At 63.6% G+C, this 16,824-nt stretch carries 17 protein-coding genes; 4 read left to right on the top strand and 13 right to left on the bottom strand.

The window, feature by feature from the left end:
* Nucleotides 1-15 precede the first annotated feature (15 nt).
* The 3 genes from METAC_RS0121215 to METAC_RS0121225 are packed head-to-tail and all read left to right on the top strand — an operon-like array spanning nt 16 to nt 2,558.
* Complete coding sequence (locus METAC_RS0121215; RefSeq protein WP_026608559.1) at nt 16-564, top strand: flavoprotein; 549 nt, start codon at nt 16-18, stop codon at nt 562-564.
* Nucleotides 561-1,949 (top strand): DUF6513 domain-containing protein, encoded by a 1,389-nt coding sequence (locus tag METAC_RS0121220; RefSeq protein WP_026608560.1) that lies wholly within the window; start codon nt 561-563, stop codon nt 1,947-1,949. Before METAC_RS0121215 ends, METAC_RS0121220 begins: the two co-directional genes overlap by 4 nt.
* A gap of 45 nt (nt 1,950-1,994) precedes the next feature.
* Nucleotides 1,995-2,558 carry a DUF447 domain-containing protein gene (locus METAC_RS0121225; protein ID WP_026608561.1) on the top strand — a complete coding sequence of 188 codons (564 nt, stop codon included), beginning with the start codon at nt 1,995-1,997 and terminating at the stop codon, nt 2,556-2,558.
* Here METAC_RS0121225 and METAC_RS0121230 read toward each other — a convergent pair.
* A complete protein-coding gene (locus tag METAC_RS0121230) occupies nt 2,543-3,580 on the bottom strand; it encodes a hydantoinase/oxoprolinase family protein (protein ID WP_026608562.1) in 1,038 nt (345 codons plus the stop codon). The two genes, METAC_RS0121225 and METAC_RS0121230, sit on opposite strands and share 16 nt — an antisense overlap.
* Nucleotides 3,581-3,758: 178 nt before the next feature.
* Here METAC_RS0121230 and METAC_RS0121235 point away from each other — a divergent pair, with 178 nt between their 5' ends.
* On the top strand, nt 3,759-4,466 hold the full coding sequence (locus tag METAC_RS0121235; protein ID WP_026608563.1) for a HisA/HisF-related TIM barrel protein: 708 nt from the start codon (nt 3,759-3,761) through the stop codon (nt 4,464-4,466).
* A gap of 60 nt (nt 4,467-4,526) precedes the next feature.
* On the opposite strand, the gene fae is transcribed toward METAC_RS0121235, so the two are convergent.
* The 12 genes from fae to METAC_RS0121295 form a co-directional block, all read right to left on the bottom strand.
* Nucleotides 4,527-5,036, bottom strand: coding sequence for a formaldehyde-activating enzyme (gene fae, locus METAC_RS0121240; RefSeq protein WP_026608564.1), 510 nt, complete (start codon nt 5,034-5,036; stop codon nt 4,527-4,529).
* A gap of 160 nt (nt 5,037-5,196) precedes the next feature.
* A complete protein-coding gene (locus tag METAC_RS0121245; protein ID WP_026608565.1) occupies nt 5,197-6,045 on the bottom strand; it encodes a triphosphoribosyl-dephospho-CoA synthase in 849 nt (282 codons plus the stop codon).
* 19 nt (nt 6,046-6,064) lie between these two features.
* The gene (locus METAC_RS0121250) at nt 6,065-7,012 is read right to left on the bottom strand and encodes a RimK family alpha-L-glutamate ligase (protein WP_051335749.1); all 948 of its coding nucleotides are present in this window, start codon (nt 7,010-7,012) and stop codon (nt 6,065-6,067) included.
* Nucleotides 6,996-7,964, bottom strand: a complete 969-nt coding sequence (gene mch, locus METAC_RS0121255) for a methenyltetrahydromethanopterin cyclohydrolase (protein WP_245257536.1) — start codon at nt 7,962-7,964, stop codon at nt 6,996-6,998. Before mch ends, METAC_RS0121250 begins: the two co-directional genes overlap by 17 nt.
* Nucleotides 7,961-9,103, bottom strand: a complete 1,143-nt coding sequence (locus tag METAC_RS24855; protein WP_156898305.1) for an ATP-grasp domain-containing protein — start codon at nt 9,101-9,103, stop codon at nt 7,961-7,963. The genes mch and METAC_RS24855 overlap by 4 nt, the downstream gene beginning before the upstream one ends.
* On the bottom strand, nt 9,090-9,935 hold the full coding sequence (locus METAC_RS0121265) for an NAD(P)-dependent methylenetetrahydromethanopterin dehydrogenase (protein ID WP_280643019.1): 846 nt from the start codon (nt 9,933-9,935) through the stop codon (nt 9,090-9,092). Before METAC_RS0121265 ends, METAC_RS24855 begins: the two co-directional genes overlap by 14 nt.
* Before the next feature lie 53 nt (nt 9,936-9,988).
* Nucleotides 9,989-10,981, bottom strand: coding sequence for a beta-ribofuranosylaminobenzene 5'-phosphate synthase family protein (locus METAC_RS0121270; RefSeq protein ID WP_342446956.1), 993 nt, complete (start codon nt 10,979-10,981; stop codon nt 9,989-9,991).
* 532 nt (nt 10,982-11,513) lie between these two features.
* Nucleotides 11,514-11,939 (bottom strand): cupin domain-containing protein, encoded by a 426-nt coding sequence (locus METAC_RS0121275; protein WP_026608570.1) that lies wholly within the window; start codon nt 11,937-11,939, stop codon nt 11,514-11,516.
* 129 nt (nt 11,940-12,068) lie between these two features.
* Complete coding sequence (locus METAC_RS24860) at nt 12,069-14,270, bottom strand: patatin-like phospholipase family protein (RefSeq protein ID WP_198017260.1); 2,202 nt, start codon at nt 14,268-14,270, stop codon at nt 12,069-12,071.
* Nucleotides 14,271-14,458: 188 nt separating this feature from the next.
* Complete coding sequence (locus tag METAC_RS0121285) at nt 14,459-15,577, bottom strand: HupE/UreJ family protein (protein ID WP_036255780.1); 1,119 nt, start codon at nt 15,575-15,577, stop codon at nt 14,459-14,461.
* Entirely contained in the window at nt 15,577-16,203 is a 627-nt protein-coding gene (locus METAC_RS0121290; protein WP_026608572.1) for a HupE/UreJ family protein, read from the bottom strand. The genes METAC_RS0121285 and METAC_RS0121290 overlap by 1 nt, the downstream gene beginning before the upstream one ends.
* Nucleotides 16,190-16,780, bottom strand: coding sequence for a HupE/UreJ family protein (locus tag METAC_RS0121295; RefSeq protein WP_026608573.1), 591 nt, complete (start codon nt 16,778-16,780; stop codon nt 16,190-16,192). Before METAC_RS0121295 ends, METAC_RS0121290 begins: the two co-directional genes overlap by 14 nt.
* Nucleotides 16,781-16,824 lie beyond the last annotated feature (44 nt).

Consider the following 16,824-nt stretch of genomic DNA (forward strand, 5'->3'; position numbering starts at 1 on the left):
GAATTTGGTGCGGACATGAGCAAAGTCGTCACCCCGCGCTGGGGATGGGCGCTCACCGGCTCGGGCCATTTCTTCAACGAATGCATCGAGCTCGCGCGCGAGCTCGAGCATGTCGACCTTTTCGTCAGCAAAGCGGCGGCGGAAGTGCTGCGCATGTATAAGCAGAAGCTCGACCTGCCCAAGACCGCCCGTGTCTTCAGCGACAAGGCCGCGAGCTCGCCCCAGGTCGGCTATTTTTATCACGGCGTCTATCACACGCTGATCGTCGCGCCGGCGACGTCGAACAGCGTCGCCAAATTCGTCTATGGCATCTCGGACAATCTCGCGAGCAATGTCTTCGCCCAGGCCGGCAAATGCCGCGTCCCATCGATTGTCTTTGCCTGCGACACCGCGCCGGAACTCGAAACGCGGGCGCCCGATGGAATGGTGAAAGTCTTTCCGCGCCGGATCGATCTCGAAAATTTCGAGAAGCTGAAAAGCTTCGAAGCGACGAAGGTGGCCGAGAGCTTGAGCGACCTCAAGGAATTTATCGCGCGCCGCCGGAGCGAATTGCCGGTGAAATGAGCGAGCGTCTCCTCTTCCTGACCGGGCGTCTCGCCTATCCCCGCCTCGAACGGCTGCTGCGGTCCATGGGAGAGACGAGCTTCAGCTGGGAAATCCGCGACATTGGCGTGAAAGTGGCGGCCTTGATGACCGAAGCGATCATCATGGGGCGGCTGCCGCGCCCCATTTCTGCGGACCGGATCATCTTGCCTGGCCGCTGCCGCGCCGACCTCGCACGTCTTTCCGCCGCGCTCGGCGCGCCGGTCGTGCGCGGCCCGGACGAATTGAGCGATCTCCCAGCTTTTCTCGGCCGCGGCGGGGAGGCGCCGGATCTGTCGCGCTACGACATTCGGATCTTTTCTGAAATCGTCGATGCGCCGATGCTGTCCATCGAGGCCTTGCTCGTCCGCGCCGAGGCCATGCGGCGGGCGGGGGCCGACGTCATCGACATCGGCGGCCTTCCCGACACCGCCTTTCCGCATCTCGAAGATTGCGTGCGCGCCTTGAAGGCCGCCGGGCATCGGGTCAGCGTCGATTCCGCCGATCGCTCTGAACTGGCGCGGGGGGGCGGCGCCGGCGCCGATTTCCTCCTGAGCCTCGACGAAGGCTCGCTCGACATCGCCCAGGGCTCGCAAGCGACGCCGATCCTCGTGCCCGCGCCACATGGCGACGTCGATTCTTTGGTTCGCGCCGCGAAGGAAGCGGAGCGGCGCGGGCTTTCCTTCATCGTCGATCCGATCTTGGACCCAATTCATTTCGGGCTCGCTGCCTCTCTCGCACGCTATATGGAAACGAGGCGGCGTCTTCCGCATGTCGAGATGATGATGGGGACAGGCAATCTCACCGAATTGACCGAGGCGGATTCAGGCGGGGTCACCGCGATCCTGCTGGGGCTCTGCTCGGAACTCGGGATCAGGAATGTGCTCACCGTCCAGGTCAGCCCCCATACGCGAAGGACGATCGAGGAGCACGACGCCGCGCGGCGCCTCATGTTCGCCGCCGCAGCCGACAATGCTTTGCCAAAGGGCTATGGCGCGGGCTTGCTGCAACTTCATGACCGCGCGCCCTATCCGTCCACGAGCCGGGAGATCGCAGAGACCGCTGCGGAAGTGCGCGACGCGAATTTCCGCATCGCGACGGCCGAGGACGGCATTCATGTCTTCAACCGCGCTGGGCATCACGTCGCGCGCGACGCCTTCTCGCTCTTTCCGAAATTGGGCGTCGAGGCCGATGGGGCGCATGCCTTCTATTTGGGTGCGGAACTCGCCAAGGCCGAGACCGCCTTTTCGCTCGGCAAGCGCTATGCGCAGGACGATCCGCTCGACTGGGGCTGCGGGGCTGACAGGCCGGAGGAAGACAAGAACCGACTGCGGGAGGCCGGGCATACATTGCGCGCGAAGGCTTGATATGACCTGCGCAACGGCGCGCGCCTTACGGGAGGAGAAGCCGACGTGCCGATGATCCGTGAAGTCATCGTCACGACCATCGATCCCGCTGGCGAGGCTCATCTGGCGCCGCTTGGCCTGATCGAGGCGGGAGACGGATGGATCATCGCGCCGTTCCGTCCGTCGACGACGCTCGACAATCTCGCCCGCGTTCCTTTTGCCGTCGCCAATTATATCGACGATGCGCGCGTTTTCGCTGGCCTCGTCACCGGCCGACGTGACTGGCCGCTTGTTCCGGCGCGCCAATCGCCCGCGCCGCGTCTGGCTTGCGCGCTGGCCCATGCGGAACTCGCCGTCGCGCGCATCGAGAAGCATGCCGAGCGACCGAGGTTCCATTGCGAGGTTCTGCATCGCGAGCAACATGCGCCATTCGAGGGCTTCAATCGCGCGAGGAACGCCGTGCTGGAAGGCGCCATTCTCATCAGTCGCTTGCATATGCTGCCGCGGGAGAAGATCGACCAGGAGATCGCCTATCTCTCCATTGCGATCGAGAAGACGGCGGGCGCCGCGGAGCGCGAGGCTTGGTCATGGCTCATGCAAAAGCGCGACGCCTTTTACGCATCGAAATAATCCGCCGCGATCAAGGCCACAGCTGACGCCGGCGCGCAGTCGCAGGCCTTGCTCCGCGTCTCGGGCGCGGCCTCGATCAAATCGTCGAAAGCGATGAACGGCCGGTCGAGCCGCGCCGCGAGTTTCTTGACGAGTCCGCGTCCGACGCCGGCGCCGACCACGGGCGCGTCACAGCCGACGAGTCCGCGCGATAAGATGAGCTCCGCAGCGTCCATAATCTCGCGCAATTGCGCTTCGGCGAAAATACGCGCGAGCCTGTCCCAAGCGTCGTCGTCGGCCTCGCTGGCGTCGCGTCCGATCATGCGCGCGAGCCTAGCGCGCGACGCAGGCTTCGTCTTCTCGCGCCCGTCGGCCGAATCCGTCATGTCGGCCTCCTCCGGCAATTCGCCCAGAATGCGGTAGACGTCGGCCGTCGTCGCGAACCATTCGTTCATCAAGGGAGTCCATTGCCCTCCAAACGGGACGCGCTTGGGTCCAGCCATGAGGAAGGTTCGGACAAGGCCGGTATAGACCAGTTCCCCATGCGTGAGGCGCTGGGCGTCGCTATAGCCTAGCGCCGCTGCTCGTCCTTCCGCGATGGGAATAATATCGGTCGTGGTGGAGCCTATGTCGACGAAAAGCGCTTCCCGCATCCGCAGACCGGCCAGGGTCGCGCTCGCGTGCCAATTGGCGGAGGCGATGTCGCGCGCATGCGCCTCCACGCCGCCGCCATCGACAAAGCCCGATCGACCGGCGTAAAACCATGTCCGGCCCGGGGTGAGTATTCGCGCGGCGATTTTTGCGACCCCCTCGACGCCGTCCTCGCGCGTTGCGAAGGCGTCGCATAATTCGCCGGTCATGGTGACCGCATTGAGGGGAGCCGCGCCGATGTCCGCCAGGGCTTCGCCGAAGGCGCGATCGAGTTCCGCGAGGCCGAGCCAAAGCGGGCAGGCGATTTGAACGGCGGCGGCGACAATACCATTTTCGACGCGCGCGGCTTTGAGATGCGCACCGCCGATGTCCCAGCCGATGATAGTTTCCATAGCGATCATCCCGGGCGCATTTTGCGCCGAGTTCGATTTGAGACGCTCGATATAGACTCAAACGAGCTTGAAATCGCGGCTTCGATTCTAGCCGCGAGCTCTCCAAACGCGCTTTCTCGCAGGGCGGCGCGCATCGCAGCCATTGGTCTTTTGTCGCCCATCGAGGCTTGTAGACTTCATGCACGTCATTCCCGTGATCGACCTCAAAAATGGCGTGGTGGTCCGCGCCCGCTTCGGCCAAAGGGAGGCCTATGCGCCGATCGTCACAGCTCTTGCGCCGACAAGCGCTCCGCGGGACGTCGTCGCGGGGCTTTTGAGTGTTTTTCCTTTTCCCATCGTGTACGCGGCCGATCTGGACGCGATCGAGGCGCGCGGAAGCCATGAAGAAAGCTTGCTCGAATTATGCGAGGCTTTTCCGGGCGTCGCCTTTTGGGTCGACGCCGGCGTTCGCGACGCGGAGCAGGCGCGTTCATGGCTCGCCCGCCAGCGGCGCGCGCATCTGGTTTTGGGAAGCGAGAATTTAGGAGATCTCTCGGTCCTGAAGGCGCTTCGCGGCGAGGACCGCGTCCTTCTGTCGCTCGATTTTCGGGGCGAGATCTTTCTGGGGCCGGAGGGGCTCTACGCCGCGCCGGAACTCTGGCCGAAGCGGGTCATCGCAATGACGCTCTCGCGCGTCGGGGCGACATCGGGGCCCGACATGGAGCGGATCCGGGCGGTTGTCGGCCTAGCAAACCATTCCGCAGTCTTTGCCGCGGGGGGCCTCCGCGGGCCTTCCGATCTTGCGACTCTGTCGGAGGCCGGGGTTAGCGGAGTTCTCGTCGCTTCCGCGCTGCACGACGGCGCTTTGACGAGAGACGATCTTGCCGCCCTCGTCACAAGCGCGTGATGACCCACAAAATAAGAAGGGGGCCTAAGCCCCCTTCTGAATTCTACGTCCTTCAGGCGCTCAATTCGGCGCGAAAGGATGCTTGGCGATGTTGCGCTGCGCGACGACATGGGCCGGGGTCGGCTCGCCGTTGACGGCGCGAGCAATGGCTTCCTTGGTCGCCTGATAGTTGTAGTCTTGGATCTTCTTGTCGTCGTTGGCTTCCCAATGGATGAAGACGCCGACCGAAATGAAGAGGTTGTCAGCTTCCTTGATCGGGATGACGCCGTCGGCGACGCTGTCCGCAACGGCCTTGGCGACGCCATGCTGAGCCGGTCCGAACATCTGAACGGCCTGCTTGGCGTTCTTGATCGTCACCTTGTTGAACAGGATCGTCGCCGGCTTGACGAGGACGTTCGGGGCGATCACGGCGAGCAGCGTGGTGAAGCCGTCTTTGTTATTGGTGAGCGCGTTGGCGAAAGCGGTCTCGGCGGCGCTGCCGCGCGGCCCAATCAGCAGGTCGATATGGGCGACCTCATTGCCTTCGCCTACGAGCGATTCGCCGACGAGGAGCCTGTTTATCTTGGCCATGCTTGTAATCCCCCTTGGGTTTCCATTTCAAACTGCAGCGATGTTCAAACTGCGGTGGCGGCGGCTCGACAAATGCCGATGAATATCCTTGTTGTCAACGCCCGGCATTGCGCCAGGCGGGTTGGCCAGATAGCGGCGGAGGCGTTCCGCTGCGGCGCAGTCAACCATCATTAGGTCGATAGATCAAGATACGGGCGAGTCGATCGGCGAAAACAGTCGCGACGGTAAGGTCGGCGGAGGTGCCGGGGTTTAACCTGGCGGTCTTGAGCCGTTGATCGAAGCTCAAAAGCTCGGGGAGCGCGTCCGACGGGTTCGAAAATCCGACAAAGCGATTGCGAAGATCTTTCGCCTCGCTTTGGACGGCGGCGGCGATCTCCGGGCCTTTCTTTCTCGCGATATGGCTATCGGGGAAGCCGGCGAGAAAAGCGAGATAGACCTCGACCGTCGGCCATGGCTCTTTCCAGCCGCGACCGCGCGCGGCGGCGAGAGCGCTGAGGCCGGTCTCGAACACATCGATGAAGTTTGAAGCATATTGAAATGCGATGCGGTCTCGATCGGCAGCCGCCTGCATCGCTTCCAGAAGCGTGACGTCGGGCGCGTCGCGAACGTCGTGGCGCGGCGCGTCGCCGAGGCCCGCCGGAGAGGCGCGAAGAATGGCGCGAAAGGCGGCGGCGGCGTCCGCTCGGGTCAATTCGGCAAGGACGCTCTTCAAGGCGGGCCGCAACGCGCCCCCGGCCTGCGCGGCCTTCGCCAGCGGCGCGCAAAGAAGGACGATGCCGAGATTGGTGTTCGTCCCCACGCTTGCCCAGGTCGCCTCGATGGCGCCGAGGATGCGCTGGCCGACGGAAGCGGAGGGGTCGCTGATCGCCGGCGCCGAAACCTCCGCGCTGCGCAGGAATTCCTGCGCGGTCATGCCGTGGCCGGCGGCGAAAATATGGACATTGCCAGGCTTCGGCGCCTCGATTTCATCGCGGCAAGAGGCGATGAAGGCTTCCGCGATCTCCGTCACAACGCTGTCGCGCTCTTCTTCACTTGGTCGCCTCCGATCCGTAGAATCCGATGCGCGCGAGGAGATCTCCGGCCAGCCGATCGGCGACCGAGAAGGGGGTGACTTTTTGCAAGCCCCGCCATCCCGGCATGCTGTTGACCTCGAGCACATAGGCTGCGCCGGCGGCGTCCGTGATGATGTCGACGCCGGCGAATTCAGCGGCGACCGCGGCAGAAGCGCGGAGCGCCAGGTCGATCATCGCGGCGTCGGGCTCGAACGGTTCCGGCCGCGCGCCGAGCTTGACATTGGTGATCCATTGCTTGGCGTGACGCGTCATGGCCGCGATGACCTCGCCATGAGAGACGAAGAGCCTGATGTCGCGAAAGGTGTCGCAGCCTCCGGCGATGAAGCGCTGAAGATAATAAACACCTTCGACTGCTTCGAAGGGAGGAAGATCTTCCACGCGGCGGATCAGCTTTAATCCAAATCCCTGCGCGCCGAACAAGGGCTTCAGGACCAGCGGCCCGCGTCCCGCCTCGCGCCGCACGATCTGCTGTGCAGCCTGCTCCGACTGCACCGTCCAGGTGGGCGGCGTCGGAATGCCCCGCCGCGCCAATGCGAAGCTCGTCGCCGCCTTGTCGACGCAGAGCTCGATCGCCCGCGCCGAATTGACGACCGGCACCCCGACATCGGCGAGGCTATGCAAGACGCCAAGGCGCAGCGTCACGCTTTCAAAAGTGCCGGACCCGATCGCGCGCACGAAGACGGCGTCCGGCAATTCCGCGCCAAAGCCGGGAATGACCAGCCCGCCGGGCCGCCGCGTGTCGAATCCGCACTGAGACAGGCGGATCGGCGCGGCGATCGCCCCCGCGCGGGCGAAGGCCGCCGCGAGATCCCTGGCGTGCCAATCATACAGATCGACGGCGACGGCGATTTTTAGCCGGCGCGCAACATGCGCCGGCGCGCCGATTCTAGCCGAAAGAGGCATCGAGCAAAGCTTGGTCGAGCGCGCCCGCGTGGAAAGTTTCTCCTGTCTCGACGGCGGTCACGATGGCGCGGGCCGGGCTGAACAGGGCGGGATCGATCTTGTAGAAATCGCCTTTATAGGCCTTGAACACTTCCGCGAAGGGGCGGCCGTAGTCGCGCGATCCCGCGCTCGGCAAGGCCTCGGCGAGAGCCTTCGCGTCGGCCGCCGGACCCTTCACGAAGAGATGCGCTTGGCCGCCATAGATGATCGCGTCATTGGTGCGCCCCATCGCCTGGATGAAATCCGGATGCGGCGGCGAAAGCGGCGCCGAGGCCAGGCCGTCGACGATGCGCTCGAGCGGAAATTTCGCTTCATGCGCCTTGTGCATGGCCACCTCGAGAACCCGGGCGACGACTTGAACGCTGCCGGCGAGGCTCTGGGTTGGGGCGAAGATGAAGGTGAGGTCTTCGGTCTTGACGCCGCAATCGCGGGCGACCTTGTCGACGATCTCGGGCGGCGGCGCCTTGCTCGATTCGAGCACCAACGTCGCCCGTTCGGAATGGTCATGATAGTCTAGCTCGGCGAAGAGCGGCTCCTTGCGGGCGAGCGCGCGTCCGGGGCCCGAACCAAGGGCGAAAAATGCAGTCTTGCCCTCGCCATGCGAAAGGGCCCAGCCGGCATATTGGCTGGCGAGGCAGGCGATCACGGGATCGGTGGAGTGGACGAAAATCTGGAACGGCCATTTCGGGTTCGGGCCGTTGGGCGCGAGTTCGACTGCGCCGAGCCCGCCGAGGCAAATCTCGGCGAGGCGCAAGCCAGCTTCAATGCCGCCCGGAACGGACTGCCCCGCGTCGATGATGGTTTCGCCTCTTTCGCCCTTTGAGACGGCGATCCGCAATTTGGCCGCGTCGGCGATGAGGCGATCGACCGCGTGCCCGGTCAATGTATTGATGCTAGGTCCGATGGTGCTCAAGATGCCGCTCCATTTCCAATGTGTTCTAGGTTGTCGAGGATGAAGGCGGTCCGCTCCGCGATCAGCTTGCGCGCGTCTCCCGGCAGGGCGGCATGCGCCTTCACTGTGCAAAGCGGATCGTCCAAATTCAATGCGCTGCGCGGCTTTTGCCGATCGGCGGCCCAGTCCGGCCAATCGAGCGTCGGCATGCAGGGGATCGGGCGGCGCGCATAGGCGATCGCCGCGGCGGCGGCGCCTTCGAACTCCAGTGGACGCTCCGGAAGTCGGCCGAGGCAACCGTCGATATGCGCTTGGAAGAGCGACCCTTCGCGATCCTCGAATATGTCGAGCGTCGCGCCCGGTCGCGGGTTGATCTCGATCAGGACGATTTCATCTCCGTCGACGAGAAAATCAATGCCGTTGAGGCCACGAAGCTTGCATTGCCGGGCGATGGCCGTCGCGATTTCCGCCAGACGGGCCTCCAAACGCGGACCGCACTCTGCTGGGCGGAGGCTTCCGCCGAAGCGGAAGGGCTCGTCCCCGGTCGGCGCGGTCCATTGGCGGCTTGCGCCTATCGCTTGTGCGTCGGCGCCGTCGGCGACAAAGAGAAACGAGATCGGCTCACCCGAAGCGACGCGCTGATAATAGACATTTTCGCTCTCCGCCCGCTGAGCCCCGGCCGGCGCGACATGGCTGCCGCCCGCTCCGCCAATGGTTTTGACAAGCCAGTTTCGCGGGCGGTGCGGCATGTCGAGGCTGATCTCGGGATGCCGGACCCCGAGCGAGCGGCAAAGCGCCGCTAATTCGAACGGATCTTTCACGCGGCGCACGACCTCGGGCGCATTTCCGAAGATCGTCCATCGCCGCGCCAATTCTTCCAGGATCTCAATTCGGTCCTCGAATCCGGCGCCGTATACGAGGCCCAAGGGCGAGGCGCCTCGCGCGAGACTTTCCAGCGCCTCGATCAAAGCCGCCTTTTCAAAGCCCGATCCGAGATCGCCGGCGACGGCGCAATTCGCTTCAGACAAGATGCGCGTGTCGCCGTCGTCGAAAAAATCGGCGACGAGCGGACGATAACCCGTCCGCCGCGCCGCCGCGGCCAAAGCGCGCCCGGACGTCGCCGCGATCAGAATCGCGGCTCCGGCTTCAGACGAGCTCACGGGCGAGCGCGAATGCGTCGCGGAAATCGAGGCTGAGCGCCTTGGTCGACGCCGCCATGCGCTGGAACAATCCCGATTCTGTCTTGTATTTGATGTCCCCAATGGCGAGTGGCCCAATTCCGAGGCTGCCGCCAGCGAGTTCCTGGCCGTTGCCATGCAGCTCGAGGCCTTCGATGCCGGCCGGCGGAACCGCATTGACGTCCGCGGAGACGAGGAGCGATTTGGTCGAAGACAGTTGTTCCTTTGTCAGGATTTGTCTTCCCGCAGCGGCGGCGCAAAGCACGACGTCGATTCCTTGAAGCGCCGCGACTTTTTTGTCTTCCGAGCTGCCGTCGACCGCCTTGGTTTCGATGTTGAACCGCTTCTTGATGTCGTCGACCTTGGCTTGGACGCGGTCGAGGCCATCATGGCCGACGAGGCGGACTTCGGCGCCTTCCAAGGCGGCGATGACGGCGGAGGCGTAGCCCACCACCCCGGTCGCGCCGAAAATCAAGACCCTGGTCTTGGCGAGCGAAGCGTTCTTCTTGTCCTTCAGAAGCTTCTCGACGCAGGCCACCATAGCCGCTGCGGTCGTGAAGGAGCCCGCCGGATCCGCGAAAGCGGAAATTTCGAACGGCTTCAGCAAGGTCTTTTTGACGAGCTCCATCATGTCGAGAGCAAGCCCGGCGTCTTTCCCGGCGATGAAAATGCCGGTGCGCACCGCGTCTTTCGGAGAGCGGGAAAACATGGCGTCCTGCACAAGAGGCGTGACGTCTTCGAGCGTGACCCCACTATAAGGCGTGATGGAATCGTAACCCGCGTCGAGCGCCATATTCACATCGAACGGGCTCATGTGCTTCAATGGACTGAGCATATGTAAAATATTCTTGGCCACGCATTATTCCCCTATTTGATCGCCGCGAAAGTTTCACCTTTCACCAGCGCGCCGTGATTAAGTCCTTTGCAGACGGCTATGTCTAGACTGGATGCTTTGACTTTTTCTTGCACGAGTCCGCAGAGTCGGTGAGCTTCGTCCGCGTCGCGCGCGAAGGCGAAGCCCGTCGGCCCCCAAGAAGATTGTCCGGTTCCCTTCGCGCCATGGCGGCGCAGCGTCTCCATGACCCCGCCAACCGCTTTGCTCGCGAAAGCCGAGCCGCCTTGCGCAGGTGCGAAATAATCCCCGACAATGTCCTGAATGCGCGTGACGGCGTCGCCGAAGGAGTCGAGATCGGCCTCGGCGACGGCGGGAAGCGCTTTGATTAGGACCAGGCGGCAAATCTCCCCGGCGGCCGAGGCGGCGAAATTCTCGAGCTGCGCGAAAGCCGCCCGCTCTTCCTGCCCGTGAGCGCCCTCCGTGTGCGGATCGATGACGAGGATCACCCGCCATTCCTCGGGGAACTCCAGGCGGGCGATGACGGGGGGCGTCGCCGTCTGCGCGCCGCGTCCTCCGTCGACGATCAAGCCTCCGCGCTCGAAAAGCCCGGCGCCGATTCCGGATCGCGCGCCGCGCTGCAAGAGGATCGCGTCTTCCGCCGGGTTGGAGGGCAAGCATTCGAGACGTCGTACGGAGGCGGCGACGATCAGCGCAAGCTGGGTTCCCGATCCGAGGCCCGCGTGGGCGGGGATAGCTTCATGAATTTGCAGATCATAGTCCGACGCCAACCGTAGACTGTCCTTCAGACAGGCGAGATGGCTCGACGCGCGCGCGGCCTCGGGGCCTTCGATCCGGGGCCCCGCGGCGCGACGGATCGAAAGCCGCGTCGCTCGACCGTCGATCGCAAGCCCCAGGCTGCCGAAACGCCGGCCAAGCCCGCCATTCATGTCCAAAAATCCGAGGTGCAGGCGGGCGAAGGCGGTTGCCGTGACGCTGTCGAACATGACCCTTTCTCGCGCGGACATTCATTCCTTTCGCGGGCGCCGTCGAGGCTCCGCTGTCAGGCTCCGCGCCTATCTCCAGAATTCACATGTGCCTATTGTGACGCCGCCTTTTCTGTCTCGGAACGCGCCCCGCCAAGCGCGCGAGCGCTCAAACCGTTCCGGTCCCGCATCGCGGGGCGCCGCGCCTCGAGATGGTTCGCAATAACGAGAGAGCGTTGTCAGATCAAGGGGCGGGATCCCGCCGCGCGCTTTTCGGCCGACTGGTTACGGCGTCGCGGCCGCGCTTTTTGCGGCAAAGCGGGGGCGTGCGATGAGGCGCGGCTGCGGGGTCTTGTTGTGCGTCCCTGTGCGATCGCTTCGAAGTCGCACGCATCTTGAAGCATTCGACGCTTATCCAGCCGCGCTGGGGCGCTTCGTTGTCCTCGGGCGACGGCAAGCCCTATTTCGCCGCACTGCAAAATCGGCGGGTTCAAGCCCGAGCTTATGAATATCGCAGAAGGTCCACCCATGCGCCAACGGTCCCAAAGGGAACGTTGCGGCGGATTATGTTCCCTCAGCCCTCTCGGTTTGGCGTGCCGAGAACATGGACGTTTGGCGGCAGCATCGCATTGTCGAAGCTTTGGGTGAACATGGGCGCCGCGAAAAAGGCGACGGCGCGCAATGTTTCGCTGCCGGTATTGGCGAGATCGTGCCGCACGGGCGTCGGGATGACAAAAACGCTCCCCGGCGCAACTTGATGGATAATTCCGCCTTCCATCCGCAATTCGCCGGCGAGGATATATTGCGTCTCCTCAGTGGCGTCAGTGTGCCAGCCGAGCCGCCCGCCGGGCTCGATTTCATAGACGATCGTCGAGGATTGGGTCGCGCCATGTCCGCCATATGTCGCGAATGCGCCCGACCATCGGACTGTGGGATCGTCCACGCCGCCGACTTTCGCGCGTGGTAGATCGGCGGTCGAAACAACAAATGCTGAAGTCAAGGTCTTCTCCTGCCGATAGGGCCGACCCGCTGCGAAATGCGCTGCACTATTACTTTTAATGACCTATGATTATTTTTATATTTCGTCAAATCACTAATGGTAATTCATGTCTCTCTATGCTGTGGAGGGTCAGAGGCCTGGCGCGTCGACCTTGGGCTTAGCCAACCACGCGCCGGCGTGTTTGACGCCAAAGAGTTGTTGGAGAGGGCTAGGCTTACGGCTCGCAAGCGCATAGAGCGGATTGCCCGATTTGTCGGACCAGGGCGAACGCCAGATCTCGAAAGGCTTGTTTTTCGCGGCCGCGCTTTGGCCCATGTTCAGCACGCTTCCGACCTTCTCTTCGCTTAAGAGAGTCGATCGCGCGAGACCGGGCGCGCTGCGGAGATCATAGGCGGGGCTGATCAATTGGGCCAGCACGAGGCGGGCGTCGAGCTCGTCGACGCCCGGCGTTGGGGGCAAGTCCCAGCCTTCGATTTGGTCGCGACGGACGAGATCGGCGAGGATCGTGGCGCGCGCGAATTTCAACGTATTGTCGCGGATCAGGCCGATCCCGCGCGGGAATGGACGCAGCGCGATCCCCAGAAGGGCGCGCAAGGGTTCTTTCACGCTCTGGCTCAGAAGCGCCGGCGCGACATAATCGAAGCGCTGCGCGATCCGCTCCTGCAGCGTTTCAAAAAGAGCCTGCGAAATGCGTGGCCATTTAGGCTGGAGGACCTCGGCCTTGGCTGTCCCGAACAGTGGCACGATCGTGTAGGATTCCGACATGGCCGCTGACGCCTCGACCTTGAAATCCTTATTCGCTTTGGCCGCCGCCGGCCACGCCTTGTAGATCGGGTGCTCCGGCGGCACGGTGAGTATCTTTTGCAGGAAGCGTTGGCAATTGCGGCGCCCGAGCTGGTAATCGTGATCTCGGAACGCGAAGGCCACAAAGCCGCCGAAACCGCCGAGAAGCCCACTTGCGATCGTGTAGCGCGCGTCGCTTTGAGGGTCATTGACATTCATGAGGCGGCTCGGGCCGATCAAATACCGGCTCGCGCAGGTCGGATCGGCCGCGAGGATGAGCTCGCTGGGCTTGAAGCGCGCTTGATCGATCAGGGCCGGCATCAGCGCGGAAAATATGCTCAGAATGCCGAGTTCCGGCTGTCCCTCGGCCTTGATGGGCTTGAGCTCGGGAAAGGGCGAGACCATGATCACGGCGCGATCGGCCTCCTCGAGTTTCGACTTGTTGGGCGCCGCGGGATCGTTTTTGAGCGTGAAGCGGGCGTATTCAAAGGGATCATTGTCGATGATCCCGCCGTCCGCCGTCGTGAACCAGAACAGCGGGGCCTGCAGCTCGGCTGTCGTGAAATTCGGATCGACGCCATATTCGTCGACCAAAGCGTCGAGCGGAAAGCGGCGTCCATCATATTCGTTCTTCTCGGCGTCGGCGCCGAGGATCGCGCCGATCTCGCGTGGGGCGAGCCCTACGGGAAAGGCGGCCGAGGCGAGGGCGCAGATCGCATAGTCCTTCCATTTCAGTGATTTTTGCGGATCGCTTTGATCGATGACGAGGTCGGCGGCGTTGATCTTGCGTGGCTTGTCATTATCGGCGAAAGGGCTGTGGCTGGGCCAGTCGCCCAAGCCGTTGACCGCGTAATGAACCCGGTCGCCATGCGAAATCATGTGGTAGTCGCCGCCCTCGAAGGTTACCCTGTAGGGCACGCCGCGCAGATTCGACAGGGTCATGTAGATATGCAGCGGCTCGGCGACATAGGCGCGCGGCGTTTCTCTCAAGCGCGAAACGGCCACCCCGGCTTTCGCGATCTCGTCCAGTAGCCGCGCGTTGAGCAGAGAGGTCACCGGTTGGGGCGAGTCGGGAGGCGGTATGGGAATGCCGCTTGTGCGCGTGAAATCATCGTCCGGGGCAGGCGGCGCGGCGAGATCCGTATTCGTCAGGAAATCATTGCGCGCTCCGCCTTCGGAGACGAGAGTGGGCCGGAGCACCCAGGCTTCATAGAGCTTCGGCAGGTAATATTTGATTTTCTGTGTTCCGGCCGGTGGAGACGGCGGGAAGGGCGTGGGCGCCTGGTCCGCGTCGGCCAGGGCTACGGCGCCGATCGCGGCGGTTATCGCTCCAGCCGAGGCGCCCGCCATGACCTTGATCGCGACCCTATGGTTGGGGATTTCGTCGGGGTTCACGCCCTCGTTTCGATAGTCGCCGTTGCGCGCCTTTTCCCATTCGTCGAGCGCTTGAATGAGGAAGTCGAACACGCCTGCGGTGTAGGCGCCCGCCGAGATCGCGCCCGACATGGTCAATCCGATCTGGAATTCTTCATTGGATGTCGTCGGCATGCTCCCCTCCCATAGCGCCATGTCGCAAAACTGTTGTTATCGCAGGAATTGCAAATGACTTGGCCGTCAACTCGGCAAATGACGTGAACTGGCCGCGACCGGCTCGCGCGCGGGATCTACATCGACCGCTGCGCGTCAACATGCCACATTGAGGAAACAATGGAAGAGCTTGTCAAGCGCGACGCGCTTCAAATGCTCCAGAAGACCCCGAATGTTCGCTCGATGAACCAGGCCAGGGCGAGAGCGAAGGCGATGCAGGAAAGCGCCGGCGCCAGGGCGCGCAGATAGATCGGCTCCCGCCTTGCGACGAAAACGATTGGAATCAGCAGAAGGGCGAGCGCGACTTGCCCTAGCTCCACCCCGATGTTGAAGCTGCACAGCGCAAGCGCGAGGCCGGAGGGGTGCAACTGCATGGGCGTCAGCGCGCTGGCGAAAGCCAGCCCATGGATCAGGCCGAAGCCAAAAGCGACGTTCCAGCGAACGCGGGACAGAATCGGCCAGACATTGTCGGCGGCCGCAAGCATGATCGTGAGGGCGACGGCCGGGTCCACGAAGCGCGACGGAACGTCGACGACGCCCAGCACGGCGAGCGTCAGGGCGATCGCGTGCGCCAAAGTGAATGCGGTCAGGATCTTCAAGGTTTCGACCAGGACGCGGCCGAAGCCGTCGAGCGGCTTCCAGCCCTTGCGAGGGGCGCGTTGGAAGGCCGCCATGATCAGGAGGACCGCGACGAACAACAGATGATCGTAGCCGAGCAGGATGTGATTGATCCCGAACCCGATAAATCGCCCGATTTCGTCCTGCGTCGAGTCCGGCGCCGCATCGAGAGAGGCCTCGGCGTGGTCGGGCGACAGGACGTCGGAACGCTCGCCGGTCGGCTGCACGAGCGTCAACAGGCCGCGATGGGTCGGATCTAGATCGAACAGCAGCCGATAATTGAGAGTCAGGGGGCCGGCCGCACGTGGGCAATCGGCGCGAAAAAAAATCGCGGCATAGGCGTTGCCTGCGTGATAATCGACCATGAAGTCGGAGGGGCGCAGCGCGCAGCCGCTGATCGTGAGGCGCCTGAGGACATAGGCCTCGATCGCAGCGCGCTTCGCTTTGAGCTTGCCCCAGGTGACGATCCCCTCGGCGCCGGCGTCGAGGCCGATAGCCGCGTCGAGGTCGCGCAAGGCCACATCCAACTGCCCGTTGACCTCGCGTTGCGCGTCGATCTGGATGCGAAGATAGCTGTCCGACGCCAGATGGGCGTTGGCCGTCATGCTGGTGAGAAAGAAAGCCAAGCCCGCAAGCGCGAGGAGGCGCATTACGCTCGTCCTCGCAAATGCGCGAATTGCAGCGCGAAGACCATGAGTCCGATCGCCGCGATCCAGCTCGCGCCGGCGCGAAGCGCGATCTTGGCCCAATTGGGAGCAGATGGAGCGATGGCGATGAAGCCATAGCTGACCAGCGAGCATGCGGCGATCGCCGCTCCGAGTCCGAACAAAGCCGGCTGCAGGCCTTCCGCGCCCATCTGGCTCGCGAGACCGATGAGAAAACCGCAGCATGCCGCGATCAAAATCAGCGTGGTTTTGCCGAGGTCGAGCGCGGCGGCTCCGGCAATTCCGATCAAGACCATCAAAGCGGAGGCGTAGACGAGGGGATCGAATTGCGCGGCGCTGGCGAAGACCGCAAGCGAGCCGGCCCATGAGCCGAGGCAAAGCGTGCCGACGATCGGCGCGTCTCCGCGGCGGCTCTGGAGGCTCGCCCAAATCGCCAATCCGACAAGAAGCGCGATTTGATCGAAAGAGGTCAGCACGTGAAGCGCGCCGGACCAAAAGCTCCCGAGAGTCTTGAAGGCGCTATGCGCTTGCGCCCCGCTCGGAGAAAAGCAGATCGCCGCGCCTATGAGAGAAGCTCCAGGCCTTGCGCCGGCGCATCTACGCAACGGCATAATCAAAGACGAAATAGAGTCCAATGAGGGCGATGACGCCGCCCAAGTAGCGGATCGCCAGCGCGCCCGTGGGCCAGTTGACGAGCAAGCCGATCCCGATGCCGAGGGCGTGCAGCATGCCCGTCGCCGCCACGAATCCGACGCTGAAGGCCAAGGCATTCGCCGCCATTGGCAATTCGACGCCATGCGCATGCCCATGCGCGACAGCGAACACGGCGATGATCGCCAGGGCGGCCGCCAAGGGCAAACGCCGCGCTTGGGCGACCAACAGGCCGAGCGTGAGGACCGAAAGAGCGATGAGGAGTTCGGTCGCGGGCAGGGGGGCGCCGAGCACGCCGAGCGCGCCGCCCGCCGCCATGATCATGGGAAAGCCGATCGGCAAGATCCAAATCGCCGGCGCGCCGAGCTGCGCCCCCCAGATGCCGACGCTCACCATAGCGAGGACATGATCGGGTCCGAGCAGCGGATGGGTGAAACCGGAGGTGAGGCCGTCGCCGATCCCGTCGCCTGCATGGCCAAAGGCGGCCGTCGCGCTCGCCAGGAGCAAGAAACAGGAAACAGCGACCGCCCTAGTCATTCAATATCCGTGGCTTAAAAGCCTCCCGATCGCGTTAATCGCTT

The sequence above is a fragment of the Methylocapsa acidiphila B2 genome (genome assembly GCF_000427445.1).
Classification (GTDB): domain Bacteria; phylum Pseudomonadota; class Alphaproteobacteria; order Rhizobiales; family Beijerinckiaceae; genus Methylocapsa; species Methylocapsa acidiphila.